Raw genomic sequence first — 25,561 nt, forward strand, 5'->3', positions numbered from 1 at the left:
GTTGATAGGCCGGATCTGGAAGCCCAGTAATGGGTGGAGGTGACCGGTACTAATAGGCCGAGGGCTTGTCCTCAGTTGCTCGCGTCCACTGTGTTAGTTCTGAGACAACGAACGGTTGTCGGCTAGAGCTTGAACCACACAACAGAAAAGTGTGCTTGTTCGCTCGAAACCATTAGGGTTTCGGTGGCCATAGCGTGAGGGAAACGCCCGGTTACATTTCGAACCCGGAAGCTAAGCCTTACAGCGCCGATGGTACTGCAGGGGGGACCCTGTGGGAGAGTAGGACGCCGCCGAACAATCTTTGGAGGACCCCTGGTCCCAGCGTCAAGCTGGGGCCAGGGGTCCTTTTGTTTTTTTGAATCAAGCTCCACCCGGAGCGCGCCGGCTACTCGGCTGCGCGAGAATGACTTGCGGTACCGAAGACAGGAGTCACCGATGTCCACCAACTCTCCCGAGGATCGACCGGAGCGCGACCAGCGGCGCCGGGACAGTGGTGATCGCGGCGACCGTGGTGGTTACCGCGGAGGTCGCAGTGACCGCGGTGGCTCCGGGGCCGCCGGTGGTTCCGGTGGTTCCGGTGGTGCCAACCGTGGTGGCTATGCCCGCCGCGACGACAATCGACCTGCACCCGGCCGCCGCGACGACAATCGGGGTGGCTCCAGCGACCGCCGGAGCGATGACCGCGGCGACCGCGGTGGCTTCCGGCGGGATGACAACCGAGGTGGTTACGCGGGTCGTCGTGAGGACCGTCGCGATGGTGACCGTGGTTCGCGTCCGTCGTTCCAGCGTGACGACCGCGGTGACCGTGGTTCTCGTCCGGCTGGTCAGCGTGACGACCGCGATCGTAGCTCGCGCCCGTCGTTCCAGCGCGATGACCGCGACCGTGGTTCCCGTCCGTCGTTCCAGCGTGACGATCGGGACCGTGGTTCGCGTCCGTCCTTCCAGCGGGACGATCGTGATCGTGGGCCGCGTCGGGACGACCGTGGTGACCGTCCGCCCTTCCGCCGTGACGACCGGGGCGACCGTGGTTCCCGTCCGGCTGGCCAGCGCGATGACCGCGATCGTGGTTCGCGTCCGTCGTTCCAGCGAGATGACCGTGGGGAGCGCCGGGACGGCGACCGCGGTGGCTTCCGGCGTGACGACCGTCGCGATGACCGCCGTGACGGCGACCGAGGCAGCGCACCCCGCCGTGACGACCGTAGGGACGACCGCGACCGCGGGTCGCGTCCGTCGTTCCAGCGTGACGACCGCGATCGTGGTTCTCGTCCGGCTGGTCAGCGGGATGACCGTGACCGTGGTTCGCGTCCGTCGTTCCAGCGGGATGACCGTGACCGGGGTTCCCGTCCCTCCTTCCAGCGTGACGATCGGGACCGTGGGCCGCGTCGGGACGACCGTGGTGACCGTCCCCCCTTCCGTCGCGACGACCGCGGTGACCGTGGTTCTCGTCCGGCTGGTCAGCGGGACGACCGCGATCGTGGCTCGCGTCCGTCGTTCCAGCGGGATGACCGTGACCGTGGTTCGCGCCCGTCGTTCCAGCGCGATGACCGTGATCGTGGGCCGCGTAGGGACGACCGTGGTGACCGTCCGCCCTTCCGCCGTGACGACCGGGGCGACCGTGGGGGTGACAGGCCCGCCGTCCGGCGTGATGACCGTGGTGGTGGGGAGCGCCGTGACGGTGACCGCGGTGGCTTCCGGCGTGATGACAACCGAGGCGAGCGCAGCGGTGGGTTCCGTGGGCGGGACGACCGTGGTGGGCATGGGCCCCGACGTGACGACCGTAGGGACGACCGCGGTGGTTACCGAGGACGTGACGATCGGCAGGGCGGCGGCGGTTTCCGAGGCCGTGACGACCGGGATCGGGACAGGGACCGTGAGCCGATCAAGCGGCTGCCGATTCCCGAGGACGTCACTGGTGACGAGATCGACAAGGACGTACGGCAGGAGCTGCAGAGCCTGCCCAAGACGCTCGCCGAGGACGTTGCGAAGAACCTGGTGATGGTTGCCCGGCTCATCGACGAGGACCCCGAGGGCGCGTACGGCTACTCGAAGGTGGCGTTGCGGCTGGCGTCGCGTGTCGCTGCTGTACGGGAGGCGGCCGGGTTCGCGGCGTACGCGAACCAGAAGTACTCCGAGGCGCTCGGAGAGTTCCGGGCCGCGCGGCGGATGACCGGGTCCGCGGACCTGTGGCCCGTGATGGCGGACTGCGAGCGTGGGCTCGGGCGGCCGGAGAAGGCGCTGGACATGGCCGGTGCTCCCGAGGTGAACAAGCTCGACAAGGCCGGGCAGGTCGAGATGAGGCTCGTCGTGGCCGGCGCCCGGCGTGACATGGACCAGCTCGACGCGGCCATCGTGACGCTGCAGAGCCCCGAGCTCGCCTCCAGCTCCGTACAGCCGTGGACCGCGCGGCTGCGGTACGCGTACGCGGACGCGCTGCTCGCCGCCGGCCGTGAGGCTGAGGCGCGGGAGTGGTTCGGGAAGGCGATCGAGGCCGACCGGGACGGCAGCACGGACGCCTCGGACCGGCTCGCCGAGCTGGACGGGGTCGCGTTCGTCGACGCGTTCGTCGAGGACGAGAGCGACGGCGAGCAGGCCGACGACGAGACCGAGACCGAGACCGAGACTGAGACGGACGTCGAGGCAGAGGTCGACACCGAGGTTGCGGTTGAGGCCGACACCGAGGTTGAGGCTCCGGCTGAGGTCCCCGTTGAGGACGAGGTTCGGGTCGAGGACGACGTAGAAGACGTAGTCGGGGACGACGACGTCGAGGACGGCAAGAACTGATCTGTGCAGTGAGAAGGGCGGGGCCGTGAGGTCCCGCCCTTTTGCATGTCCGGCCTCAGGCCCGGTCGTCGGATGTCAGAGTTCCAGCGCGCGTAGCACCAGACCAGATGCCGGTTTCGGGCCGAACGACGTCGACTTGCGGGGCATCGTCACGCCCTGGCGGGCCAGGTCGCGGACGACCTCCTCGCGGACGGGGTGCATGAGGACGGCCGTGCCGCCGTCGCGTTCGGCCTTCTCGACCGTCGCGGCCGTGTCGTGGATGTAGGCGATGTGGGCCGGGGAGTCCTCGGGGATGTGCCAGACGTGGTCGAGGAGCGTGGCGTGCAGGACCGTCGCGTCCAGGGTGCGCCAGGCCGACGGGTGGTCGGCGGGGATCGTGCGGGCGAGGAGGGCTGGGTCCGGGTGGTCGACGAGGTGGAAGGCGCCGTCGCCGGCCAGCAGGAAGGCGTTGCCCGCGCAGGCCGCGTCCGCGAGGGTCACGAGGGCTTCCGGCAGGGGTACGTCCAGGCGCTGGACGCGGAAGAGGCCGTCGAGGGCGGCCAGGGCGTCGGCGACCGGTACACCGTGCAGGAGGCGGTGGATGGCGCGGACCCGGAGGGGGTAGCGGGCCGTGTCGACAAGGAGGACCAGGCCGTGGTCCCAGGCGCTGGGGGAGGCGTGCTCCGCGCGTAGAAGTCGATAAGTCGCCCAGCGGTGGTGGCCGTCGGCGATCAGGGCTTGGTGGTGGGCGAGGTCGGAGCGGACGCCGGCCAGGTCGGCCGGGTCGGTGACCGACCACAGGCGGTGGCTGTAGCCGTCCTCCGTGGTGGTGGCGAGCAACGGGGGCTGCTGGGCGGTGCGTTCGACGACCTCCGAGGTGGGGGCCGAGCCGTTGCCGCGGTAGGTCAGGAGCAGGGGCTCCAGGTTCGCTGAGGTGGCGCGCATCAGGGCCGCGCGGTCGGCTACCACGTGCGGCATGACGTCCTCGTGGGGCAGCACCACGCCCTCGGAGGGGTCCGAGACGCGCAGGGCGCCGATGATGCCGCGCTGGAGCATGCCGTCGTCGTGGCGCTGTTCGTAGATGTACAGGCCCGGTTCGGCGTCGGTGGTCAGGACGCCCTCGGAGACCCAGCGGCGCAGGGTGTCGGCCGCCTGTTCGTTGCGGGCACTGGGCGTGGTGGCCTGCGGCAGGATCAGGCGGACGATGTTGTGCGGATCGGAGTCCTGGAGATGGTGCAGGCCGTCGGGGCGTACGACGACGTCGTACGGCGGAGATGTCACGGCGGCCAGGCTGCCGACCCGGTCGGGGTCGTACCGTAGGCCTCGGAACGGGGTGAGTTCCAGGCCTCGGGGCACCGTTGCTTCCGAGTGACCTGCAGTGTTCATCCCGGCATCGTACGTGTGTCAGTGGCGTGCGGGATGATCGGGGAAAGCCGTCGAACGAGGAGCGATGTGGAATGAGCCAGAGCGCCAGGAGGAAGCCCGAGGGCAGTGGCCAGGCCCTGAGTGAGGCGTACGACACGGCGCTCCTCGACCTGGACGGGGTGGTGTACGCGGGCGGGAACGCGATCGCGTACGCGGTCGACTCGCTCGCCACCGCGCGGGAGGGCGGGATGCGTCTCGCCTACGTCACCAACAACGCGCTGCGGACCCCGGATGTCGTGGCCGCGCATCTCACCGCGCTGGGGATACCGACGGGTGCCGAGGACGTCATCACCTCCGCGCAGGCGGTCGCGCGGCTGATCAGCGAGCAGGTGCCGGAGAAGTCGCGGGTGCTGGTGATCGGCGGCGAGGGGTTGCGGGTCGCGCTGCGCGAGCGCGGTCTGGAGCCGGTCGAGTCGGCGGACGACGATCCGGCGGCCGTGGTCCAGGGGTACGGCGGGCCCGATCTGGCGTGGGCGCGGTTCGCGGAGGCCAGTTATGCCATCGCGCGCGGGGTGCCCTGGTTCGCGTCCAACACCGACCTGACGATCCCGAGCGCGCGCGGCATCGCGCCGGGCAACGGCGCGGCGGTGGAGGTCGTCCGGATCACGACCGGTGCCGAGCCGCAGATCGCCGGCAAGCCGCTGCCCCCGATGCACCGGGAGACCATCCTGCGGACCGGCGCCAAGCGGCCGTTGGTGGTCGGGGACCGGCTGGACACGGACATCGAGGGCGCGTTCAACGGCGAGGTGGACTCGCTGCTGGTCCTCACGGGCGTCACCGACGGCCCCCAACTGCTCGCGGCTCCGCCCCAGCACCGGCCGACGTATGTCGACGCCGATCTGCGCGGGATGCTGACGGGACAGCCGGAGATCGAAGAGGCCGGTGACGGGTTCCGGTGCGGCGGCTGGACCGCCAGGGCGGGCTCGGACCGGCTGGAACTCGACGGCGACGGCGAGGCCTTGGACGGACTGCGGGCGCTGTGCGCGGCGGCCTGGACGGCGGCCGGCGACGGCAGCTGCGAGCTGGACGCGGAGAAGGCCCTGGCGCGACTGGCGTTGTGAGCCGGACCACATGGTGCCGTGGCGGTGAATCGAAAGGCGGTCGCGACCAGGGATCGAAGGCGAATGCGAGGGTAGGCTAACCTAACTGCGTGTTGGTCGACAGTCCTCCCGAACAGCGCGCGGAAACCGCCCCCGTGCCCCCAAACCGCCGGGCGATACGGGCCTTTGGGCTCCTGGTCTCCCTGCTGATCCTGGTGCTCGTCGCGGTGGCGAGCATCGCGATCGGCGCGAAAGAGCTGTCCTTGACGCAGGTCTGGCACGGCCTGTTCGAGGACTCGGGGACCTACGGGGACGTCGTCGTCGCGGAGCGCGTCTCGCGCACGCTGCTCGGACTGCTCGCCGGCGCCGCGCTCGGACTCTCCGGAGCCGTACTGCAGGCGCTCACCCGCAATCCGCTGGCCGACCCCGGACTGCTCGGCATCAACGCGGGCGCGTCCGCCGCGGTCGTGACCGCCATGACGTACTTCGGCGTCACCTCGCTGACCGGGTACGTCTGGTTCGCCTTCCTCGGCGCGGCCGCCGTCGGCGCGCTGGTCTGGTTCCTGGGTGGCAGCCGGGGTGCGACGCCCGTGCGGCTCGCGCTCGCCGGCACCGCGATCAGTGCCGCGCTCTACGGCTATCTCCAGGCCGTGATGATCAGTGACCAGGCGGCGCTCGGCAAGATGCGCTTCTGGACGGTCGGTTCACTGGCGACGGCGAGCGACGCGACCATCGAGCAGGTGCTGCCGTTCATCGCGGTCGGCACGGTCCTCGCCCTCGCGCTCGCCCGGCCGCTCAACGCCGTGGCCATGGGCGACGACACCGCCAAGGCCCTCGGTGCCAACCTCAACCGCACCCGGGCGCTGGCGATGCTCGCCGCCACCGTGCTGTGCGGGGCGGCGACCGCGGCCTGCGGGCCGATCGTGTTCGTCGGCCTGATGGTCCCGCACGTCGTGCGGTCCTTCACCGGCCCCGACCTGCGCTGGATCCTGCCGTACGCCACGATCCTGTCGCCCGTGATGCTGCTCGGCTCGGACGTCGTCGGCCGGATCGTCGCGCGTCCCTCGGAGGTCCAGGTCGGCATCGTCACCGCGATCATCGGCGGCCCGGTCTTCATCTATCTCGTACGACGCCGGAGGACGACGCAGCTGTGAGGACCAACCGTGTCATGAGGACGCCGGGTGGACTCTCCCTGCGTCTGGACGTCCGTGCCGTCACCGTCGTATCCCTGCTGCTGCTCACCGCGTTCGCCGCGAGCGTCGTGCTGATCGGGACCGGTGACTTCCCCATCTCGGCAGGCGACGTGGTCAAGACGCTGGCCGGGAACGGGGACGCCGGCCAGGAGTTCATCGTCAACGAACTGCGGCTGCCCCGGATCCTGGTCGGTCTGCTGGTCGGCGCCTCGCTCGGACTCGGCGGCGCCCTCTTCCAGGCCGTCACCCGCAATCCGCTGGGCAGCCCGGACGTGCTCGGCCTCAGCCAGGGGGCGACGGCCGGGGCGCTCGTGATGATCGTGCTGTTCTCCGGCAGCGCCGCCCAGGTCACCATGGGCGCGCTCGTGGGCGCCCTGGCGACCGGGATCGCCATCTATCTGCTCGCCTGGAAGCGGGGCGTGCACGGTTATCGACTGGTCCTGGTCGGCATCGGCGTCTCCGCGATCGTCACCGCGGTCAACGGCTATCTGCTCACCATCTCCGACATCGTCGATGCGACCCGGGCGGTCGTCTGGATGACCGGGTCGCTCAGCGGCAGGGACTGGGACCAGGTCTGGCCGCTGCTCGCGCTGTGCGCGGTGCTCGTGCCGCTGGTCCTCGTCAACGGGCGTGGCCTGCGGATGATGGAGATGGGCGACGACGTGTCGAACGCCCTCGGTGTGCGCGTCGAGCGGGTCCGGGCGCTGCTGCTGGTGGCCGCCGTCCTGCTCACCGCGACCGCGACCGCCGCCGCCGGTCCCGTCGGCTTCGTAGCACTCACCGCGCCGCAGCTCGCGCGCCGGCTGACCCGCTCGCCCGGCCCGAACCTGCTGCCGTCCCTGTGCATGGGCGCCGCCCTGCTGGTCACCGCCGACTGGCTCTCGCAGCGGATCTTCGGCGCCGACCAGATACCCGTCGGCGTCGTCACCGGTGTCCTCGGCGGTGTCTACCTGCTGTGGCTGCTCGTCGGCGAGCGCAGGGCGGGCCGGATATGAGCGACCAAGCACCTCCAGCCGCGGGCTGGACAACCGAAGGAGCACCGTGAACCGCCTGTCCGCCGAGAACGTCACCCTCGCCTACGACCAGCGGGTCATCGCCGAGCAGCTCTCGGTGGAGATCCCCGACAACTCCTTCACCGTGATCGTCGGGCCGAACGCGTGCGGCAAGTCCACGCTGCTGCGCGCGCTGTCGCGGATGCTCAAGCCCAACGTCGGCCAGGTGCTGCTGGACGGCCAGGTCATCCAGTCGATGCCCGCCAAGAAGGTCGCGCGCACCCTGGGCCTGCTGCCGCAGACCTCCATCGCCCCCGACGGGATCACCGTCGCCGACCTCGTCGGCCGCGGCCGCTACCCGCACCAGGGCATCCTGCGCCAGTGGTCGACCGAGGACGAGCGGGTCGTACAGGAGTCCATGACGCAGACCGGGGTCGCCGAGCTCGCCGATCGCTATGTCGACGAATTGTCCGGCGGCCAGCGCCAGCGCGTGTGGATCGCCATGGCGCTCGCTCAGCAGACCCCTTTGCTGCTGCTCGACGAGCCGACGACGTACCTCGACATCCAGCACCAGATCGACGTCCTGGACCTCTGTGCCGAGCTGCACGAGGAGCAGGGGCGCACGCTGGTCGCCGTGCTGCACGACCTGAACCACGCGTCCCGGTACGCCACGCACCTCATCGCGCTGCGGGAGGGGCGGATCATCGCCGAGGGGGCGCCGAAGGACATCGTGACGGCCGAACTGGTCGAGGACGTGTTCGGGCTGCGCTGCCAGGTCATCGACGACCCGGAGACGGGGACCCCGCTGGTGGTGCCGGCCGCCCGGAAGGCGCGTACGCAGGCACGGGCCGACCTCAAGAAGGAGGTCGCCGCGGTGGAGGAGAAGGTCGCCGCTACAGAAGCTTCCTGAGCTGGAACAGATCGCGCAGGCCTGCCTCCAGGCGCACCCGGCCCGAGCCCCAGGCCTTCGCGAAGTTCAGCTCGCCGTTCACCAGCGCCACCAGGTCGTCGCCGGCCATGGCCAGCCTGATCTGGGCCTTCTCCTTGGGAGGGCCCAGCAGGGTGTCCTGGACCACGATCCGGCCGTCCGTCATACGGCCGACGAACGTGACGTCCAGGTCCGTGATGCGGCAGCTCACCGAGCGGTCCAGGGCCGCCGCCGTGCGGACGTCCCCCTCGGCGCGCTGCATGTTGTCCGAGAGCTTTTCGAGTGCGACGCGGCACTCCTCGATCGTGGCCATCGTGATCGACGGTACCCCAGCTCTTCGGGGTAGCGTCTGGGCATGAGCGACACAGTGCCCGAGGCCACAGCGCAGGAGGAACCGGCCGAGGTCGAACCCGAGTACGACCCCGCCGCTCCCGCCCCCCTGGCCGTGGACCGCACTCCGACCGGCGACGCCGAGGTCGACGAGCAGCTGCGGCGGCTGGGCGACGCCGACCACCTCGCCACGGACGGACACCTCGAGGTGTACGAGGATGTACACCGGGGGCTGCGCGACGCGCTCACCGCGCTCGACGCCCGCCCGGGACCTCCGGCGCCCCCAGGACCGTACGAAAGCAGGAGCTGAACCGAACGTGGCAGGAGTCGCACGCCGCCGTCTGGACGCGGAGCTGGTCCGCCGGAAGCTGGCGCGCTCGCGCGAGCACGCCGGGCAGCTGATCGCGGCCGGCCGGGTCACCGTCGGCAAGACCGTCGCGACCAAGTCCGCCACGCAGGTGGAGACCGCGGCGGCGATCGTCGTCCAGACCGACGACAGCGATCCCGACTACGTCTCCCGGGGCGGCCACAAGCTCGCGGGCGCGCTGGAGGCCTTCGTACCGCAGGGACTCGTGGTGGAGGGGCGGCGGGCGCTGGACGCCGGCGCGTCCACCGGCGGTTTCACCGATGTCCTGTTGCGGGCAGGTGCCGACCATGTCGTGGCGGTGGATGTCGGATACGGACAACTCGCTTGGTCTCTCCAGAGCGATGAACGCGTCACCGTCAAGGACCGTACGAACGTACGCGAGTTGACGCTTGAAGCGATCGATGGGGAACCTGTGGATCTTGTCGTGGGTGATCTGTCCTTCATCCCGCTCGGGCTGGTGCTGCCGGCCCTCGCGCGGTGTGTGAAGACGGACGCCGACCTGGTGATGATGGTCAAGCCGCAGTTCGAGGTGGGGAAGGAACGGCTGGGCAGCGGCGGTGTCGTACGCAGTACGCAGCTGCGGGCGGAGGCCGTGCGGGGGGTGGCCGGGAAGGCGTGGGAGCTCGGGCTCGGGGTGAAGGGCGTCACCGCCAGCCCGCTGCCCGGACCCTCCGGGAACGTCGAGTATTTTCTGTGGCTGCGGGCCGGGGCACCCCAACTGGACCCGGCCGATGTCGACCGTGCAGTGGCGGAGGGGCCCCGTTGACACCGAACCGAGCTCGTACTGTTTTCCTGCTCGCCCATACCGGGCGGCCCGCGGCCATCCGCAGCGCCGAACTGGTGGTGAAGGGCCTGCTGCGCGAGGGAATCGGCGTACGCGTCCTGGAGTACGAGGCCGCCGACCTGCCGCTGCCCGAAGAGGTGGAGCTGGTCAAGGAAGCGACCGCACAGTGCCTCGAAGGGTGCGAGTTGCTCATCGTGCTGGGCGGTGACGGGACGCTGCTGCGCGGCGCCGAGTTCGCCCGCGCGTCCGGGGTGCCGATGCTCGGCGTCAACCTCGGCAGCGTCGGCTTCCTCGCCGAGGCCGAGCGGGACGACCTCGACAAGGTCGTCGACCGGGTGGTCTCCAAGTCCTACGAGGTCGAGGAGCGGATGACCGTCGATGTGGTCGTCCACCGCAACGGCGACATCGTGCACACGGACTGGGCGCTGAACGAGGCGGCGGTGCAGAAGGCCGGCGCCGAGAAGCTCCTTGAGGTCGTCCTGGAGATCGACGGGCGACCGGTCACCGGGTTCGGGTGCGACGGGATCGTGCTGTCGACGCCCACCGGATCCACCGCGTACGCCTTTTCCGCCGGGGGACCGGTGGTGTGGCCCGAGGTGGAGGCGCTGCTGATGGTGCCGATCAGCGCGCACGCGCTGTTCGCGAAGCCGCTGGTGACCTCGCCGAACTCGGTGCTCGCCGTGGAGCTGCTGCCGCACATTCCGCCGGGGGTGCTGTGGTGCGACGGGCGGCGGACCTTCGAGTTGCCGCCGGGGGCGCGGGTCGAGGTGCGGCGGGGCGCTGTGCCGGTGCGGCTGGCCCGGCTGCATCACGCCTCGTTCACGGACCGGTTGGTCGCGAAGTTCGCGTTGCCGGTCTCCGGATGGCGCGGGGCGCCGCACCACTAGCCGTTCGAGGCGGATGTGTGGAAGCGCGGGCGACCGTGGGTGGGTTTGTGGTCGCTCGCGCAGTTCCGCGCCCCGCTCGGGGCCTGACACTCCCCCGGGTGACAAGGGCACCTCGCACTCGCCCGGTCGGACCTCGTAAGGTCTTCATCGTGCTGGAAGAAATGCGGATACGGTCGCTCGGTGTCATCGACGACGCGGTCGTCGAGCTGTCGCCCGGGTTCACCGCCGTCACCGGTGAGACGGGTGCGGGCAAGACCATGGTGGTCACCAGCCTGGGACTGCTGCTGGGCGGACGGGCGGATGCGGCGCTGGTACGGATCGGCGCCGAGAAGGCGGTCGTGGAGGGGCGGATCTCCGTTCCCCCGGGCGCCTCGGCCATCGTGCGCGCCGAGGAGGCCGGGGCCGAACTCGACGACGGGGCGCTGCTCATCAGCCGTACCGTTTCCGCCGAAGGGCGGTCGCGGGCGCATGTGGGCGGACGCAGCGTGCCCGTGGGGCTGCTCGCGGAACTCGCCGACGACCTCGTGGCCGTCCACGGCCAGACCGACCAGCAGGGGCTGCTGAAGCTGTCCCGGCAGCGACAGGCGCTCGACCGGTACGCCGGTGACGCCGTCGCCGGCCCGCTCGCCAAGTACGGCGAGGCCTACCGGCGCTTGCGGGCCGTCTCGGTCGAGCTGGACGAGATCGTCACCCGTGCGCGTGAGCGGGCCCAGGAAGCCGACCGACTGCGCTACGGCCTCGACGAGATCGCGGGCGTCGAACCGCGCGCCGGTGAGGACGTGGAGCTGGCGGAGGAGGCGGAGCGGCTCGGCCACGCCGAGGCCCTGTCGTCCGCCGCCACGGCCGCCCATGCCGCCCTCGCCGGCAACCCCGAGGACCCCGAGGGCATCGACGCCGCCACGCTGGTCGCGGGCGCTCACCGGGCCCTGGACGCCGTAAGGGCGCACGACCCGGCGCTGTCCGCGCTCGCCGACCGGATCGGGGAGATCGGGATCCTTCTCGGCGATGTGGCAGGGGAGTTGGCGGGGTACGCCGACGATCTCGACGCCGATCCGCTGCGGCTGTCGGCCGTCGAGGAGCGGCGGGCCGCGCTCACCGCGCTGACCCGGAAGTACGGCGAGGACGTCAACTCCGTGCTCTCCTGGGCCGAACAGAGTGCCGCGCGGCTGACCGAGCTGGACGGCGACGACGAGCGGATCGACGAACTGACCGTCGAGCGGGACGCGCTGCGGGTCGAACTGGGCGGACTCGCGCAGGCGTTGAGCGATGCGCGGGCGGAGGCGGCGGAGCGGTTCGCGGCCGCCGTGACCGCCGAGCTGGCCTCGCTCGCCATGCCCCACGCGCGCATCTCGTTCGAGATCCGGCAGACCGAGGACCCGGAGGGCGTGGAGGTCGGCGGACGCACGGTCGCCTACGGGCCGTCCGGCGTCGACGAGGTCGAACTGCTCCTCGCCCCGCACCCGGGAGCACCGCCGCGGCCCATCGCCAAGGGCGCGTCCGGCGGTGAACTCTCACGCGTGATGCTCGCCGTCGAGGTCGTGTTCGCGGGCACCGACCCCGTGCCGACGTACCTCTTCGACGAGGTCGACGCCGGCGTCGGCGGCAAGGCGGCGGTCGAGATCGGACGCCGGCTCGCCAAACTCGCCAAGTCCGCGCAGGTGGTCGTCGTCACCCACCTCCCGCAGGTCGCCGCGTTCGCCGACCGCCAGCTGCTGGTGGAGAAGACGAACGACGGGTCCGTGACCCGGTCCGGCGTGAAGGTCCTCGAAGGCGAGGAGCGGATCCGGGAGTTGTCCCGGATGCTGGCCGGCCAGGAGGACTCGCAGACGGCTCGGGCGCATGCGGAGGAGCTGTTGGCCACGGCTCGGGCTGACGGGTAGCGGCGCGAAGGCGCGGCTCGGGGTCGGTGTCGCGGCTGCCGACGTGGCCGGACCGGTGCGGCCGCGTCGGGGCGGTTTCGGGTGGCGGGAGGGCGCGTAACGGCGTGTGGGGCGGGCGCGCCCGCGTGCGAGCGCAACGGCACGTGGGGAGGGGGGTCACCAAGATCGCCGAGTGCGGGTGTCTCCGAGCGAGGGTGCCTCCGAGTGCGACAGCGCATGGGGAACCAGGTCCGCCCGCCTACCTGCCCGCCCTCGTTCTGTCACCGGAACCACCGCTTCCCTCACCCGTGTGGGTGACCCGGCGCCCAGGTCCGCCGACTCCTCGCGCCCTCGGCGTTCCCGGAACGCCCGTGCGTGCTGGCATCCTTGGGCTTGTACGTGGAGGAAGCCGCGCGGTACACCCCCTCCGCTCGATCCTTCTGTACTTTCTTCGTGACCGCCCGACGCCGAACCAGGAGCCCCGGCCACGTGACCCACGTGAGCAGCCACTCAGCGACCGGCCAGTCGCCGCTGCGCACCGTCCAGGTGCTCGGCGGAGGCAACGCCGGCAGTAGCGCACACGTGCGTTCGCTGGCCTCCGGGCTCGCCGCACGGGGCGTACGCGTCACGGTGTGCGCCCCCGCCGAGGCCGATCACACCTACGACTTCACCGGCGCCGGTGCCGAACACGTGCACGTGCCCCGCAGCAGCGACCCGGCCTCCGTGGCCGCCCTCCGTGACGCGTGCAGGGACGCCGACCTGGTCCACGCGCACGGCCTGCACGCCTCCTTCCGTGCCGTACTGGCGCTCAGCGGCCGGCGTACCCCGCTCGTCGTCACCTGGCACGACCGCGCGTACGCGGAGGGCGCCCGCGCCCATCTGCTGCGCCTGCTGGAGCGGCGGGTCGTCAAGGCCGCCACCGTGGTGCTCGGCACCACCTCGGACCTCGTGGACCGGGCCCGCCGTACCGGGGCGCGGGACGCCCGGCTCGCCGCCGTCTCCCTGCCGGGCCCGCGCCACTCCGCCGAGCAGGACGACCCCGACCGGCTGCGCCCCAAGGTGCGGGCCGAACTCGGCGCCATCGGCCGCCCGTTGCTGATGGCCGTCGGCTCCCTGGAGCGGCACCGGGGCTACGACACCCTCCTGGACGCCACGCGCGCGTGGCGCGGCCTAGACCCCGTGCCGCTCGTCGCGATCGCGGGGGAGGGGCCGCTCCGGGGCGAGTTGCAGCGCCGGATCGAGGACGAGGGACTGCCGGTCCGGCTCGTCGGACGGCGCGACGACATCCCCGAACTCCTCGCCGCCGCCGACCTCGCACTGCTGCCGAGCGGCCGGGAAGCGCGCTCCGTGCTCGCCCAGGAGGCCCTCCACGCACGCGTGCCGCTGGTCGCGACCCGCGTCGGAGGCATCCCCGAACTCGTCGGCGACGCCGCCGAACTCGTCCCCGCCGCGGACGCGGAGGCCCTCGCCGACGCCGTCGTGCGCCTGCTCGCCGACCCCGAGCGCTGCGAACTCCTCAGGGAGAAGGGCGTCCGACAGGCGGCCACCTGGCCGACCGAGGACGAGACGGTCGCGCAAGTGCTGAGTGTGTACGACGAGTTGACGCAGCCTCGGCCGCTCATCTAGCAGCCCCGGCCGCCCGTCCACCAGCCCTGGCCGCTCAACCGGGCACGCCGTTTCAGGACACGAGCCTGCGGGCCCGCAGGGCCAGGCTCAACGCCAGTACCGTCTGCGGGTCGTCGAGGTCCGTGCCGAGCAACTCGCCGATCCGGGCCAGGCGGTTGTAGAGCGTCTGCCGGTTGAGGTGGAGTTCGCGGGCCGTCTCCGCCTTGCGGCCCGCGTGCGCCAAGTACGTCTCCAGGGTGGGCAGGAGCGGCGGGCGGGAGCGGTTGTCGTGGTCGCGCAGCGGGCCGATCGCGCGGTCTACGAAGGCCGCCAGGTCCGGGTGCTCGCGCAGCCGCCACAGCAGGAGGTCGATGTCGAGGCGGCGGGCGTCGTACCAGGGCAGGTCGGTCAGGCCCTGTGCCGCGGTCGCCGTCTCCGCCGCGTGCCGCAGCCCCGCCGAGGCCGCCGCCCAGCCGCCGGCCACGCCGACCACCACGACGGGCGGTTGCGCCCCGGGCCGCTGCATCCCGGCGCGCTCCACCCCGGCCCGCAGCGCCGCCGCGACCCGGTCCGCGACCGCCGACCGCTCCGACTCCGACCGCAGGCCCAGCAGCAGCGGGACGCGGCCCTCGACGGGCCGTACGCCCAGCAGGACCGGCACCCCCACCGAGGCCAGCTCCTCCGCGACCGCCCGCGCGAGCACCGCCCAACCCCCGCCGGGGGCGAGCGCGTCGCCGATCCGCATGACCACCGGCAGCAGCGGGCTGGTGCCCGGCTTGAAGCCCAGCACGCGCGCCTGCGCGGGCGCGTCCTCCGCGGCGATACGGCCCTCGGCGAGGTCGGTCAGGAAGTCCCCGCGCCCGCGCGCGGCCAACTCCTCCTCCTGACGCGCCTGCATCAGCACGACGGCGAGGATGCCCGCGGCCCGCTCGGCCGCCATCCGGTGCACCGCGGTGAGCGGAGCGCGGACGGGGAGCAGGACCAGCCGCGCCCGCACCGAACCCGTACCGGGGCCGCCCCCGGGCACGTCCACCAGGGCGGAACCGGCCGGCGGGGTGTCCTTGTGCTGGCCGCGCAGCCCCTCCCACACCTGGAGTGGTTCCGCGCCCTCCGGACCGGCCCCTGCGGCGTACAGCAGCTGCCCGTCCGGCGTCTCCAGGAAGACCGGGTTGCCGCTGAAGTCGGCCAGGATGCCGAGCACCTGGGGCACCCCGCCGCCGCCCAGCAGCGCCTCCGTACAACGGCGGTGCACCTCCTCGGCCCGCTGGAGCAGCGTGTAGTGGCCGTTGACGATCTCGGTGTGGATCTCCTCGGTGACCGCCACGAAGGGCACCTCGCGGTGCAGCTGGACGAGCGGCAGGCCGGCCGCCCTGGCCGTGTCGACGAGAGTGGCCGGCAGGCGCGTGAAGCGCGGGCCCAGCTCCACGACGAGGGCCGCGATACCGCGCTCGGCCAGGGTGCGGACGAACGCCCGCTGATCGGCCGGACGGGTGCCGAGGCCGTAGCCCGTGGTCAGCAGCAGCTCGCCGCCCTTCAGCAGCGAGGCGATGTTGGGCACCTCGCCCGCGTGCACCCACCGCACGGTCCGCTGCAGCCGGTCGGCGCCCGCCAGGACCTCGGGGAGCCCGCTGCGCAGGCCGGGCAGCTCCAGCGCCCGCTGAACGGTGATCCCGGCGCCGTGGGAGTCGTATCCGCTGTCCGTGCCGGTGCCGGTGCCGGTGCCCGTGTTGCTGTCCGTGCCGCTGTTCATGAAGCGGACGCTACCTGCGGGATGCCTCCAGGTCAGCCCACCGGGAGTGGGCCGGGGGCAGCGGGGTAGCGGCGGGACATGGACTTCAGCGTGGTGGCCGTGGCCCGGGAGGACGACAGTGCGGTGGAGGAGCCGGTGCGGGTCGCGCTCCTCGCCGACCGGCTCGGATACCGGGAGGTGTGGGCCGGTGAGGGACCGACGTGGGACGCCTTCGTGCTCGCGGCGGCCGTCGGGGCGGCCACCGAGCGGGTGGCGGTGACGGCGGGGCCGGTGCCGGTGAACGTGCGGGACCCGTACACGATCGCCCGGGGTGCCGCCTCGGCCGCGGCCGTGACGGGCCGCGCGGTCGGCGTGGCGCTCGGCACGTCCAGCAAGCGGGTCGTCGAGGGCGTGCACGGCCGGCCCCGGGTCCGCCCGGCCGCCGCACTGGAGGAGTCGGCGGCGGCCCTGAGCGGCCTGCTGCGGGGTCGGGTGGGCGAGCCGGTCGTACCCGGCAGCGTGTTCACCCGCCGCCTTCCGGGCCCCGGCGGCCCGCTCACCGTGGCCGCCTTCGGCGACCGCGCGATCGCCACCGCCGCCGCGCACGCCGACCGGATGCTCCTCGACGTCGTCTCCCCGGCGCAGGTCCGTGAGCTGCGGGCCAAGCTGGACGCGGCGGCCGAGAAGGCGGGCCGTACGCGGCCCACGCTCGCCGCCTGGCTGCCCGCCGCCGTCGATCCCGGCCCCGCGTCCCTCGCCCAGGTGCTGGGCAGCATCGCGGGCTACCTCACCGTGCCGGGCTACCGCGAGGTGTTCGCCGAGGCGGGCTTCGCCGCGGCCGTGGAACTCGCCGCGTCCGGCGCCGACCGCGCCACGCTGGTCCGGGCCCTGCCACTGGAGGCCGCGACCACGGTGGGCCTGGTCGGCGACCTGGCCGCCGTACGCGCGCGTGTCGACGACTACGCGGAGGCGGGTCTGGACGAGATCGCCCTCGTGCCGGCCACGGCGGGGGACCCGGGCGGGGAGCGGACGCTGACGGCTCTCAGGCCGGCCTGATGTTGTGGTTGAAGCGGAAGACGTTGTCCGGGTCGTAACGCCGTTTCAGCGCGGCCAGCCGCCCCGCGTTCTCCGCGCCCACCCCGGCCACGACCCGCTCGGTGCCTTCGTCGCCGATGAAGTTGAGGTAGACGTCGCCCGTGCTCCACGGCCGCGCTTCGGCGCGCATGTCCCGGACCCAGCGGGCACACCGTTCGTCGTCGGCCGGGTCCTCCCACATCGCGAAGGGGTGGACGGCCCAGGGCGCGTCCCGGTAGGGCACGGGGTACTCGTGCGGACCGGCCGCGATCGCCCCGCCCAGCGGGAACAGCACGTGCATGGTGCCGGTCGGCACGGGCATGGACCGCGCCCCGGCGCAGAAGACGTCCAGATACTCGTCAGGCGCGCCCGTGAGGTACTCGGCCGACCAGTAGTTCCGCATCCCGGGCGGATCGTCGAGCATGCACTGCACATCGGCGTACGGCATCGCCCCGACGACCTGCGACTCGTGCGGCAGCGCCAGCAGCGGTTCGGCCAGCTTGAGCATGTCCTCCTCGGGCCCCGCATAGGTCAGCAGCACCGCGCACAGGAGCGTGCCGACCAGGTGCGGCGGTACGAACTCCTCGGGTGGCCCGGTGATGTACAGCGCGCCGCCGCTCGCCTCGTCCGGGCCCGCGGCGATCAGGTCGCGATAGGTGCGGACGGCCTCGGGGCCGAACTCGGGGAGGTACAGCACCATGGCGATGGAGAACTCGGGCAGCGTGTGCAGCTTGAGGGTGAGCCCGGTGGCGATGCCGAAGTTGCCCCCGCCGCCGTGCAGGCCCCAGAACAGCTCCGGGTTCTCGTCGGCGCTCGCCTGGACCCGCTCGCCGTCCGCGGTGACGAGATCGGCGCCGAGCAGGTTGTCGACGGCGAGTCCGCACCAGCGGTCCAGCCAGCCGGAGCCGCCGCCCAGGACGAAACCGCCGACCCCGGTCGTCGACACCCGGCCGCCGGTGGTGGCCAGGGCGTGCGGCTGGCAGGCGCGGTCCAGGTCGCTCATCGTGGCGCCGCCCGCGACCTGTACCGTCTGGGCCGCGGGATCGACGGTGACCGCGCGCAGGTGGCGCAGGTCGACGACCAGTCCGCCGTCGTTGAGTGCCATGCCGGCCACGCTGTGCCCGCCGCCGCGCACCGCGATCGGCAGATCCAGCTCTCTGCCGAAGCGCACGGCCCGTACGACGTCGTCCCCGGTGACGCACTGCGCGATGACCGCGGGACGCCGGTCGATCATCGAATTGAAGACGGTCCGGGCCTCGTCGTAGCCCGGATCTCCCGGGGCGAACACGTCGCCGACCAGATCCTCGCGCAGCGCGGTGAGAGCCGCGCCCGCCGTAGATGGGGAGGCCATGGGGGCGCCCCCTTCCTGAAGGGGCTGATGGGTCCCAGCCTAGGCGTGCTTCGGCGGGCGGTCCTGTTCAACCGCCCGCCGTCGCCGCCCGGCGGAATCAGCCGCCGTACGCCCCCGACGCCGTCAGGCGCAGTGCGGTGTCGATGAGGGGGACGTGGCTGAAGGCCTGGGGGAAGTTGCCGACCTGGCGTTGCAGGTGGGGGTCCCACTCCTCGGCGAGGAGGCCGAGGTCGTTGCGCAGGGAGAGCAGCTTCTCGAACAGCTTGCGGGCCTCGTCCACGCGGCCGATCATCGCGAGGTCGTCCGCCATCCAGAACGAGCAGGCCAGGAAGGCCCCTTCGTCACCGGGCAGGCCGTCGACGCCCTCGCTGTCGCCCTCGGTCGGGTAGCGCAGGATGAAGCCGTCCGGGGTGGACAGTTCGCGCTGGATGGCCTCGATGGTGCCGATCACGCGCTTGTCGTCCGGCGGCAGGAAGCCCATCTGCGGGATCAGCAGCAGCGAGGCGTCCAGTTCCTTCGAACCGTAGGACTGCGTGAAGGTGTTGCGTTCCTTGTCGTAACCCCTCTCGCACACGTCCCGGTGGATGTCGTCGCGCAGTTCGCGCCAGCGCTCCAGCGGGCCGTCCGCGTCACCGGACTCGATGAGCTTGATCGTGCGGTCGACGGCGACCCAGGCCATGACCTTGGAGTGCACGAAGTGGCGGCGCGGGCCGCGCACCTCCCAGATGCCCTCGTCCGGCTCGTCCCAGTGCTGCTCCAGGTAGCGGATCAGCTTGAGCTGGAGCAGGGAGGCGTAGTCGCTGCGCGCGAGGCCGGTCATGTGGCCCAGGTGCAGGGCTTCGGTGACCTCGCCGTACACGTCGAGCTGGAGCTGGTGCGCGGCGCCGTTGCCGACGCGCACCGGCGCCGAGTTCTCGTAGCCCGGCAGCCAGTCCAGCTCCGCCTCGCCCAACTCGCGCTCGCCGGCGATGCCGTACATGATCTGCAGGTTCTCCGGGTCGCCCGCGACCGCCCGCAGCAGCCACTCGCGCCAGGCGCTGGCCTCCTCGCGGTAGCCGGTGCGCAGCAGCGAGGAGAGGGTGATGGCGGCGTCGCGCAGCCAGGTGTAGCGGTAGTCCCAGTTGCGGACCCCGCCGATGTCCTCGGGCAGGGAGGTGGTCGGCGCGGCGACGATGCCGCCCGTCGGCCCGTACGTCAGCGCCTTCAGGGTGATCAGCGAGCGGACGACGGCCTCGCGGTAGGGGCCGTGGTACGTGCAGTGCTCCACCCACTCCCGCCAGAAGTCCTCCGTCGCCTGCAGCGATGCCTCCGGCTCCGGCAGGGCGGGCGGCTTCTTGTGCGAGGGCTCCCACGAGATCGTGAACGCGATCCGGTCACCCGGGGCGACCGTGAAGTCGGCGTACGTGGTCAGCGACTTGCCGTAGGTCTCGGCCTCCGTGTCGAACCACACGGAGTCCGGTCCGGCGACGGCGACCGTGCGGCCCTCGTGCTTGTGCACCCACGGCACGACACGGCCGTAGGAGAAACGCATGCGCAGGGCCGAGCGCATCGGGACGCGGCCCGAGACGCCTTCCACGATGCGGATCAGCTGCGGGGCGCCGTCACGCGGGGGCATGAAATCGGTCACTCTGACCGTGCCGCGCGGGGTGTCCCACTCGGACTCCAGGATGAGCGAGTCGCCGCGGTAGGTGCGCCGGGCGGCCGTCGGCGGCGGCGCGTCGGAGGCGTGGGCGGGGCCGAGCCGCCAGAAGCCGTGTTCCTCGGTGCCCAGCAGGCCGGCGAAGACGGCATGGGAGTCGAAGCGGGGGAGGCACAGCCAGTCCACTGTGCCGTCCCGGCAGACCAATGCGGCGGTCTGCATGTCTCCGATGAGTGCGTAGTCTTCGATGCGCCCGGCCACGTGCAACTCCAGTCGAACGGCCACGTCACCCCCCGCAGGGGGCTGTCGCTAGTGCGGTCAAGGGGTCGTTGTAATGCGTCGTTGAGCGGTGAAGCAAAGCAGTCGTTCCGGCCATGTGGCAAAACGACGATCTCAGCTCAACGAACTGACGAGCTCTCGTTGTTCCGGGAGGGACGGGCGGGGGTGGTGCCGTGTTTCCGGCCGGGCTCGGCAGCGAGTGTCCGAGCAGGATACGACGCACGTAGATGATCTGCGTGCCGCTCCGGGCAACCCGGATCGGCCGATCGGGTGAGCAACGGGTGAGAAACCCGTGACCGCGTGCGAGCACGTGTCGACCTGCACGCGGAGCGTGGCCGGAAGCCATCGCGCCGAGGCGCTGATACCCTGGTAGCCCGTGGACCGGTGGGAGAAAAACCCCCGAACCGCAGCGACGGTGCCCCCGGAGAATCCCGGTAGGCAGCCGTACCGCACCCCAGACCGCGACCACGGGAGCCCCCTCTTGGCCATGCCTCGGAAATCCACGACGACCAAGCACATCTTCGTCACCGGGGGTGTCGCCTCCTCGCTCGGCAAGGGCCTCACGGCCTCCAGCCTGGGGATGTTGCTCAAGGCCCGGGGCCTGCGCGTCGTCATGCAGAAGCTCGACCCGTATCTGAACGTCGACCCGGGCACCATGAACCCCTTCCAGCACGGTGAGGTGTTCGTCACCAACGACGGCGCCGAGACCGACCTGGACATCGGCCACTACGAGCGTTTCCTCGACCGGGACCTGGACGGCACCGCCAATGTCACCACGGGCCAGGTCTACTCGACGGTGATCGCCAAGGAGCGGCGCGGCGAGTACCTCGGTGACACCGTGCAGGTCATCCCGCACATCACCAACGAGATCAAGCACCGCATCCGCCGCATGGCGACGGACGAGGTCGACGTCGTGATCACCGAGGTCGGCGGCACGGTCGGCGACATCGAGTCGCTGCCGTTCCTGGAGACGGTCCGCCAGGTCCGGCACGAGGTCGGCCGTGACAACGTGTTCGTCGTCCACATTTCCCTCCTGCCGTACATCGGCCCGTCGGGGGAGCTGAAGACGAAGCCGACCCAGCACTCGGTTGCGGCTCTGCGGAACATCGGTATCCAGCCGGACGCGATCGTGCTGCGGTCCGACCGCGAGGTGCCGACCGCGATCAAGCGCAAGATCTCGCTGATGTGCGACGTCGACGAGGCCGCCGTGGTGGCCTGTCCCGACGCCCGCTCGATCTACGACATCCCCAAGACCATCCACAGCGAGGGCCTGGACGCCTATGTCGTCCGCAAGCTGGACCTGCCGTTCCGCGACGTGGACTGGACGACCTGGGACGACCTGCTCGACCGCGTCCACAAGCCGGACCACGAGATCACCCTCGCCCTGGTCGGCAAGTACATCGACCTGCCCGACGCCTACCTCTCGGTCACCGAGGCGCTGCGCGCGGGCGGCTTCGCCAACAAGGCCCGCGTGAAGATCAAGTGGGTCACCTCGGACGACTGCAAGACCCCGGCCGGCGCCGCGGCCCAGCTCGCCGACGTCGACGGCGTCTGCATCCCCGGCGGCTTCGGCGACCGCGGTGTGCTCGGCAAGGTCGGCGCCATCAAGTACGCCCGCGAGAACAAGATCCCGCTGCTCGGCCTCTGCCTGGGCCTGCAGTGCATCGTGATCGAGGCCGCGCGCAACCTGGCCGACATCGCCGACGCCAACTCCACCGAGTTCGACTCGGCCACCGCCCACCCGGTCATCTCCACGATGGCCGAGCAGCTCGACATCGTGGCCGGCGACGGCGACATGGGCGGCACGATGCGGCTGGGCATGTACCCGGCCAAGCTGGCCGAGGGCTCCATCGTGCGTGAGGTGTACGACGGCAAGGAGTACGTCGAGGAGCGGCACCGCCACCGCTACGAGGTGAACAACGCCTACCGCGCGGAGCTGGAGAAGAAGGCCGGCATCGTGTTCTCCGGCACCTCGCCGGACGGCAAGCTCGTCGAGTACGTCGAGTACGCGCGCGAGGCGCACCCCTACCTCGTCGCCACCCAGGCGCATCCCGAGCTGCGGTCGCGGCCGACCCGCCCGCATCCGCTGTTCGCCGGGCTCGTGAAGGCCTCGGTCGAGCGCAAGAATTCCAAGTAACACACCAGTTGTACGGTGGCCGGGGTGCATACCTTCAAAAGGTGGGCACCCCGGTTTTCTTGTGGCCGGTCCGCGGCTGGTCCGCGGCCGGCCGTGCTGAGGTTCGTGGAAGGACAGGGCATGACGCTGAAGGACACCCCGGAGGAGTGGGAGATCCGGGCCACGGAGACCCCGTTCGTGGGCAACAAGACCTCGGTCCGCACGGACGAGGTGGTCATGCCCGACGGTTCGGTGGTCCGCCGCGACTACCAGGTCCACCCCGGCTCGGTCGGCATCCTCGCCGTCGACGACCAGGACCGCGTCCTGGTGATCCGCCAGTACCGCCACCCCGTGCGCCAGCGGCTGTGGGAGATCCCGGCCGGCCTGCTCGACGTGCCCGGCGAGAACCCGCTGCACGCCGCCCAGCGGGAGCTGTACGAGGAGGCGCACGTCAAGGCCGAGGACTGGCGGGTGCTTGCGGACGTCTACACGACCGCCGGCGGCTGCGACGAGGCCGTGCGTATCTTCCTCGCCCGTGATCTGTCGGAGGCCGAGGGACAGCGTTTCGAGGCGGAGGACGAGGAGATCGACCTGGAGCACGCACGCGTGCCCCTCGACGAACTCGTACGGGGCGTGCTCGCCGGCGACCTGCACAACAACTGCCTCGTCGTGGGCGTCCTTTCACTGGTCGCCGCGCGCGCCGGCGACGGTCTCGACGCGCTGCGGCCGGCGGAGGCGCCCTGGCCGGCGCGTCCGTTCGAGTCCTGAACCCACAGGGATCTCACAGAGTCCCCACGGCTACCCGCGACCCACAGTGACTCCATCCGGTGTGACCATCGGCTGATCCGATCGGGGGACGTGCCCGCCGCGCTCCGCCCGGAACGTAGCAGAGCGTGAACTAGGCTCTGTTAACGCCCGATACCGGAGTCCCGGCGGGCTTGCGCGTGCGGTGGGACGGGAGCGTGGCCCGTGACGGATCAGGCGGTGGACACAGGCGGCGTCCGGCTGTCGGGGCGCGATCCGGCGGAGAGTCAGTTCCTGGGCCGTACAAGGGAGTTGAAGGAACTCCGCGCCGACATCGAGCGCGCGGGCCTGGACACGCTGTCCGGCAAGAAGGCGCCCCGCGCACGCGTGCTGCTCATCGCGGGCCGACCCGGTTCGGGACGCACGGCGCTCGCCGAGGAACTCGTACGGCAGGTCGCGGAACGTTACGACGACGGGGTGCTCCGGGCCCGGCTGAGCGAGCCCGACGGCACCCCCGTGCCGGTCGAGCGCGCCGCCCGCGTCCTGCTCGCCGCCCTGGAGCGGCCGGCGCCCGCCGGAGCCGCCGAGGACGACCTCACCGAGGCGCTGCGCACCGCCCTGGCCGACCGCCGGGCGCTGATCCTGCTGGACGACGCGGCCGACGCCGAGCAGGTCGACGCCCTGCTGCCGGACACCCCGGACTGCCTGGTCGTCGCCGTGTCCGGCGGTCCGCTCACCGGCATCTCCGACGTCCGCCCCTGCACCCTCGGCGGCCTCGACACCAAGTCCGCCCTGGAACTGCTCACCCGGTACACCGGCTCGGTCCGCATCACCGTCGACCCGCGCGCCGCCGAGGACCTCGCCGAGGAGTGCCAGGCGCACCCCGAGGCGCTCACCCTGGCCGGCGGCTGGCTCGCCGCGCGCCCCAAGGCCGCCGTTGCCGACTTCGCCAAGCACCTGCGCGCCGACGGTGACGAGGGCACCCCGCTGAGCCGGGTCTTCCGGCTCGTGTACACCTCGCTGCCCACTCCGGCCGCCCGGATACTGCGCCTGCTCGCCCTCGCCCCGGCCGGTCTGGTCGACCCGCACACCGCCTCCGCGCTGGCCGGCTGCTCGGTGAACGGCGCCCGCACCACCCTGGACGACTTCGTCGGCCTCGGCCTCCTGCGGGCGGTGGAGTCGCCGCTGCCGCAGTACGAGGTCCCCGGCGGCCTGCACCCCCTCCTGAAGGCCCTCACCGAGACCCAGGACCGCCCCGGAGAGCTCCAGCTGGCCCGGGCCCGGATGCTGGAGCGGACGGTACGGCTGCTGCAGTCCTGCCGGGCCATCACCGAGACGGACAACCCCGAGGCGCGCGAGAAGCTCCAGGGCATGCCGCGCTCCCTGCGCTTCCCGAGCCCGCGGGCCGCCGAGGACTGGCTGCGCATCCGCAGGCCCGCCCTGCTGGCCGCCGCCCGGCTCGCGGTCGCCGACGGGGAGCTCGACACGCTGGCCCGCCGACTGATGTCCCAGCTGGTCAGGGCGATGGTCGCGCACTTCGGCACCCAGGCGGCCGCGGCCGACCTGTACGGCATCCACCGGCTGGTCCTCGACGTGGCCGAGCGGCGCGGGCTGCCCCGCGAACAGGCCGCCGCCCTGCTGAACCTCGGCGACCTGGACGCCCAGACCGGGCGGACCGAGGACGCGCTGGCGCGCTACCGGGCCGCGCTGGACGCCGGACGGGAGGCGAACGACCCGTACGCGACCGGCCGCGCGACGGAATCCGTAGGCGGGGCGCATCTGGAGCTCGGGGACTTCGACCGGGCGGCGGACTGGTTCGGCCGGGCGCTGGCCCAGCGGCTCGCCCGCGACGACCGCGCGGAGGCGGCCCGGCTGTACGGCCGCATCGGCGCGGCCCAGACCTACGCGGGCCGCTACGGCGAGGCACAGCGGTCCTGGCGGGCCGCGGTCGCCGGGCACCGCAGGAACGGTGAGGTGGCCGCGCACGCACGGGCGTTGAGCGAACTGGCGCGCGTCCAGGAGTACGCCGGGCGGCCCGAGGAGTCGCTGGCGACCTGCCACGAGGCGGTGGAGTGGGCGCGTCGCGCCGAGGACGTACGGCTGCAGGCGGCGCTGCAACTGCGGCTCGCCGACACGCTGGAGCGCCTGGGCGACCCCGCCGCGGCGCAGCTGCACCGGGGGACCGCCGAGCGGCTGCTGGGGGAGGAGGAGGCGGAGCAGGCGGACGCGGAGCGGGCCGAGGCGGGACCGGAGCAGGCCGAAGAGGGGCCGGAACAGGCCGAAGAGGGGCCGGAGCAGGCCGATCTCCCGAAACAAGACGCTGATGCCTGCGAAATCCGTAGTACATCCGCAGAAGATTGATGCAATGAAAGGCTAGACAGCGGGAACGCCTTCATTAAACTGGGTCTGCCGCACCTTCTCCTGCGGTGTACCCCGGTGTGCGCCTTCGTGCCTGGGTA

General features: G+C 71.9%; 19 protein-coding genes, 1 rRNA gene and 1 pseudogene. 16 read left to right on the forward strand and 5 right to left on the reverse strand.

Going from position 1 to position 25,561, the window contains the following annotated elements:
- Positions 1-179 precede the first annotated feature (179 nt).
- The 3 genes and pseudogenes from rrf to M2283_RS19930 all read left to right on the forward strand — a co-directional run bounded on the left by rrf (position 180) and on the right by M2283_RS19930 (position 2,781).
- Positions 180-296 (forward strand): 5S ribosomal RNA (gene rrf / locus M2283_RS19920).
- 586 nt (positions 297-882) lie between these two features.
- A pseudogene (locus M2283_RS51960) lies at positions 883-1,872 on the forward strand (hypothetical protein); the annotation flags it as partial.
- A gap of 15 nt (positions 1,873-1,887) precedes the next feature.
- On the forward strand, positions 1,888-2,781 hold the full coding sequence (locus tag M2283_RS19930) for a tetratricopeptide repeat protein (protein ID WP_280878187.1): 894 nt from the start codon (positions 1,888-1,890) through the stop codon (positions 2,779-2,781).
- Positions 2,782-2,856: 75 nt separating this feature from the next.
- On the opposite strand, the gene M2283_RS19935 is transcribed toward M2283_RS19930, so the two are convergent.
- The gene (locus tag M2283_RS19935) at positions 2,857-4,146 is read right to left on the reverse strand and encodes a DUF1015 domain-containing protein (RefSeq protein ID WP_280877658.1); all 1,290 of its coding nucleotides are present in this window, start codon (positions 4,144-4,146) and stop codon (positions 2,857-2,859) included.
- Positions 4,147-4,217: 71 nt separating this feature from the next.
- On the opposite strand from M2283_RS19935, the gene M2283_RS19940 reads away from it, so the two are divergent.
- The 4 genes from M2283_RS19940 to M2283_RS19955 all read left to right on the forward strand — a co-directional run bounded on the left by M2283_RS19940 (position 4,218) and on the right by M2283_RS19955 (position 8,320).
- Positions 4,218-5,246 carry an HAD hydrolase-like protein gene (locus M2283_RS19940; protein ID WP_280877659.1) on the forward strand — a complete coding sequence of 343 codons (1,029 nt, stop codon included), beginning with the start codon at positions 4,218-4,220 and terminating at the stop codon, positions 5,244-5,246.
- 89 nt (positions 5,247-5,335) lie between these two features.
- Positions 5,336-6,379 carry a FecCD family ABC transporter permease gene (locus M2283_RS19945; RefSeq protein ID WP_280877660.1) on the forward strand — a complete coding sequence of 348 codons (1,044 nt, stop codon included), beginning with the start codon at positions 5,336-5,338 and terminating at the stop codon, positions 6,377-6,379.
- Complete coding sequence (locus M2283_RS19950) at positions 6,376-7,413, forward strand: FecCD family ABC transporter permease (RefSeq protein WP_432423102.1); 1,038 nt, start codon at positions 6,376-6,378, stop codon at positions 7,411-7,413. Before M2283_RS19945 ends, M2283_RS19950 begins: the two co-directional genes overlap by 4 nt.
- A 46-nt stretch (positions 7,414-7,459) precedes the next feature.
- Positions 7,460-8,320, forward strand: coding sequence for an ABC transporter ATP-binding protein (locus tag M2283_RS19955; protein ID WP_280877662.1), 861 nt, complete (start codon positions 7,460-7,462; stop codon positions 8,318-8,320).
- On the opposite strand, the gene M2283_RS19960 is transcribed toward M2283_RS19955, so the two are convergent.
- On the reverse strand, positions 8,304-8,651 hold the full coding sequence (locus M2283_RS19960) for an SCP2 sterol-binding domain-containing protein (RefSeq protein WP_280877663.1): 348 nt from the start codon (positions 8,649-8,651) through the stop codon (positions 8,304-8,306). The genes M2283_RS19955 and M2283_RS19960 overlap by 17 nt on opposite strands.
- 42 nt (positions 8,652-8,693) lie before the next feature.
- On the opposite strand from M2283_RS19960, the gene M2283_RS19965 reads away from it, so the two are divergent.
- From M2283_RS19965 to M2283_RS19985, 5 genes are all read left to right on the forward strand, one after another.
- Positions 8,694-8,978 carry a hypothetical protein gene (locus M2283_RS19965; protein ID WP_280877664.1) on the forward strand — a complete coding sequence of 95 codons (285 nt, stop codon included), beginning with the start codon at positions 8,694-8,696 and terminating at the stop codon, positions 8,976-8,978.
- 7 nt (positions 8,979-8,985) lie between these two features.
- Positions 8,986-9,801 carry a TlyA family RNA methyltransferase gene (locus M2283_RS19970; protein WP_280877665.1) on the forward strand — a complete coding sequence of 272 codons (816 nt, stop codon included), beginning with the start codon at positions 8,986-8,988 and terminating at the stop codon, positions 9,799-9,801.
- Entirely contained in the window at positions 9,798-10,706 is a 909-nt protein-coding gene (locus M2283_RS19975) for an NAD kinase (protein ID WP_124002468.1), read from the forward strand. Before M2283_RS19970 ends, M2283_RS19975 begins: the two co-directional genes overlap by 4 nt.
- A gap of 161 nt (positions 10,707-10,867) precedes the next feature.
- On the forward strand, positions 10,868-12,586 hold the full coding sequence (gene recN / locus M2283_RS19980; RefSeq protein ID WP_280878188.1) for a DNA repair protein RecN: 1,719 nt from the start codon (positions 10,868-10,870) through the stop codon (positions 12,584-12,586).
- A gap of 468 nt (positions 12,587-13,054) precedes the next feature.
- Entirely contained in the window at positions 13,055-14,191 is a 1,137-nt protein-coding gene (locus M2283_RS19985) for a glycosyltransferase family 4 protein (protein ID WP_280877666.1), read from the forward strand.
- Positions 14,192-14,243: 52 nt separating this feature from the next.
- Here M2283_RS19985 and M2283_RS19990 read toward each other — a convergent pair whose 3' ends face one another.
- Positions 14,244-15,920, reverse strand: a complete 1,677-nt coding sequence (locus M2283_RS19990) for a PucR family transcriptional regulator (protein ID WP_280877667.1) — start codon at positions 15,918-15,920, stop codon at positions 14,244-14,246.
- Positions 15,921-15,998: 78 nt separating this feature from the next.
- Between M2283_RS19990 and M2283_RS19995 the strand changes: the two genes are divergently transcribed.
- On the forward strand, positions 15,999-16,955 hold the full coding sequence (locus M2283_RS19995; protein ID WP_280877668.1) for an LLM class F420-dependent oxidoreductase: 957 nt from the start codon (positions 15,999-16,001) through the stop codon (positions 16,953-16,955).
- On the opposite strand, the gene M2283_RS20000 is transcribed toward M2283_RS19995, so the two are convergent.
- Both M2283_RS20000 and M2283_RS20005 read right to left on the reverse strand, forming a co-directional pair.
- Positions 16,942-18,324 (reverse strand): FAD-binding oxidoreductase, encoded by a 1,383-nt coding sequence (locus M2283_RS20000; protein WP_280877669.1) that lies wholly within the window; start codon positions 18,322-18,324, stop codon positions 16,942-16,944. The two genes, M2283_RS19995 and M2283_RS20000, sit on opposite strands and share 14 nt — an antisense overlap.
- A gap of 97 nt (positions 18,325-18,421) precedes the next feature.
- Positions 18,422-20,224: a glycoside hydrolase family 15 protein gene (locus M2283_RS20005; RefSeq protein WP_280878189.1), complete on the reverse strand. Its 1,803-nt coding sequence runs from the start codon at positions 20,222-20,224 to the stop codon at positions 18,422-18,424.
- Between the two features lie 505 nt (positions 20,225-20,729).
- On the opposite strand from M2283_RS20005, the gene M2283_RS20010 reads away from it, so the two are divergent.
- The 3 genes from M2283_RS20010 (at position 20,730) to M2283_RS20020 (ending at position 25,463) form a co-directional block, all read left to right on the forward strand.
- Positions 20,730-22,379 carry a CTP synthase gene (locus tag M2283_RS20010; protein WP_280877670.1) on the forward strand — a complete coding sequence of 550 codons (1,650 nt, stop codon included), beginning with the start codon at positions 20,730-20,732 and terminating at the stop codon, positions 22,377-22,379.
- Positions 22,380-22,499: 120 nt separating this feature from the next.
- Positions 22,500-23,126: an NUDIX hydrolase gene (locus M2283_RS20015; RefSeq protein ID WP_280877671.1), complete on the forward strand. Its 627-nt coding sequence runs from the start codon at positions 22,500-22,502 to the stop codon at positions 23,124-23,126.
- Between the two features lie 201 nt (positions 23,127-23,327).
- Positions 23,328-25,463: a tetratricopeptide repeat protein gene (locus tag M2283_RS20020; protein ID WP_280877672.1), complete on the forward strand. Its 2,136-nt coding sequence runs from the start codon at positions 23,328-23,330 to the stop codon at positions 25,461-25,463.
- Positions 25,464-25,561 lie beyond the last annotated feature (98 nt).

Source organism: Streptomyces pseudovenezuelae (assembly GCF_029892565.1).
Lineage (GTDB): Bacteria > Actinomycetota > Actinomycetes > Streptomycetales > Streptomycetaceae > Streptomyces > Streptomyces pseudovenezuelae_A.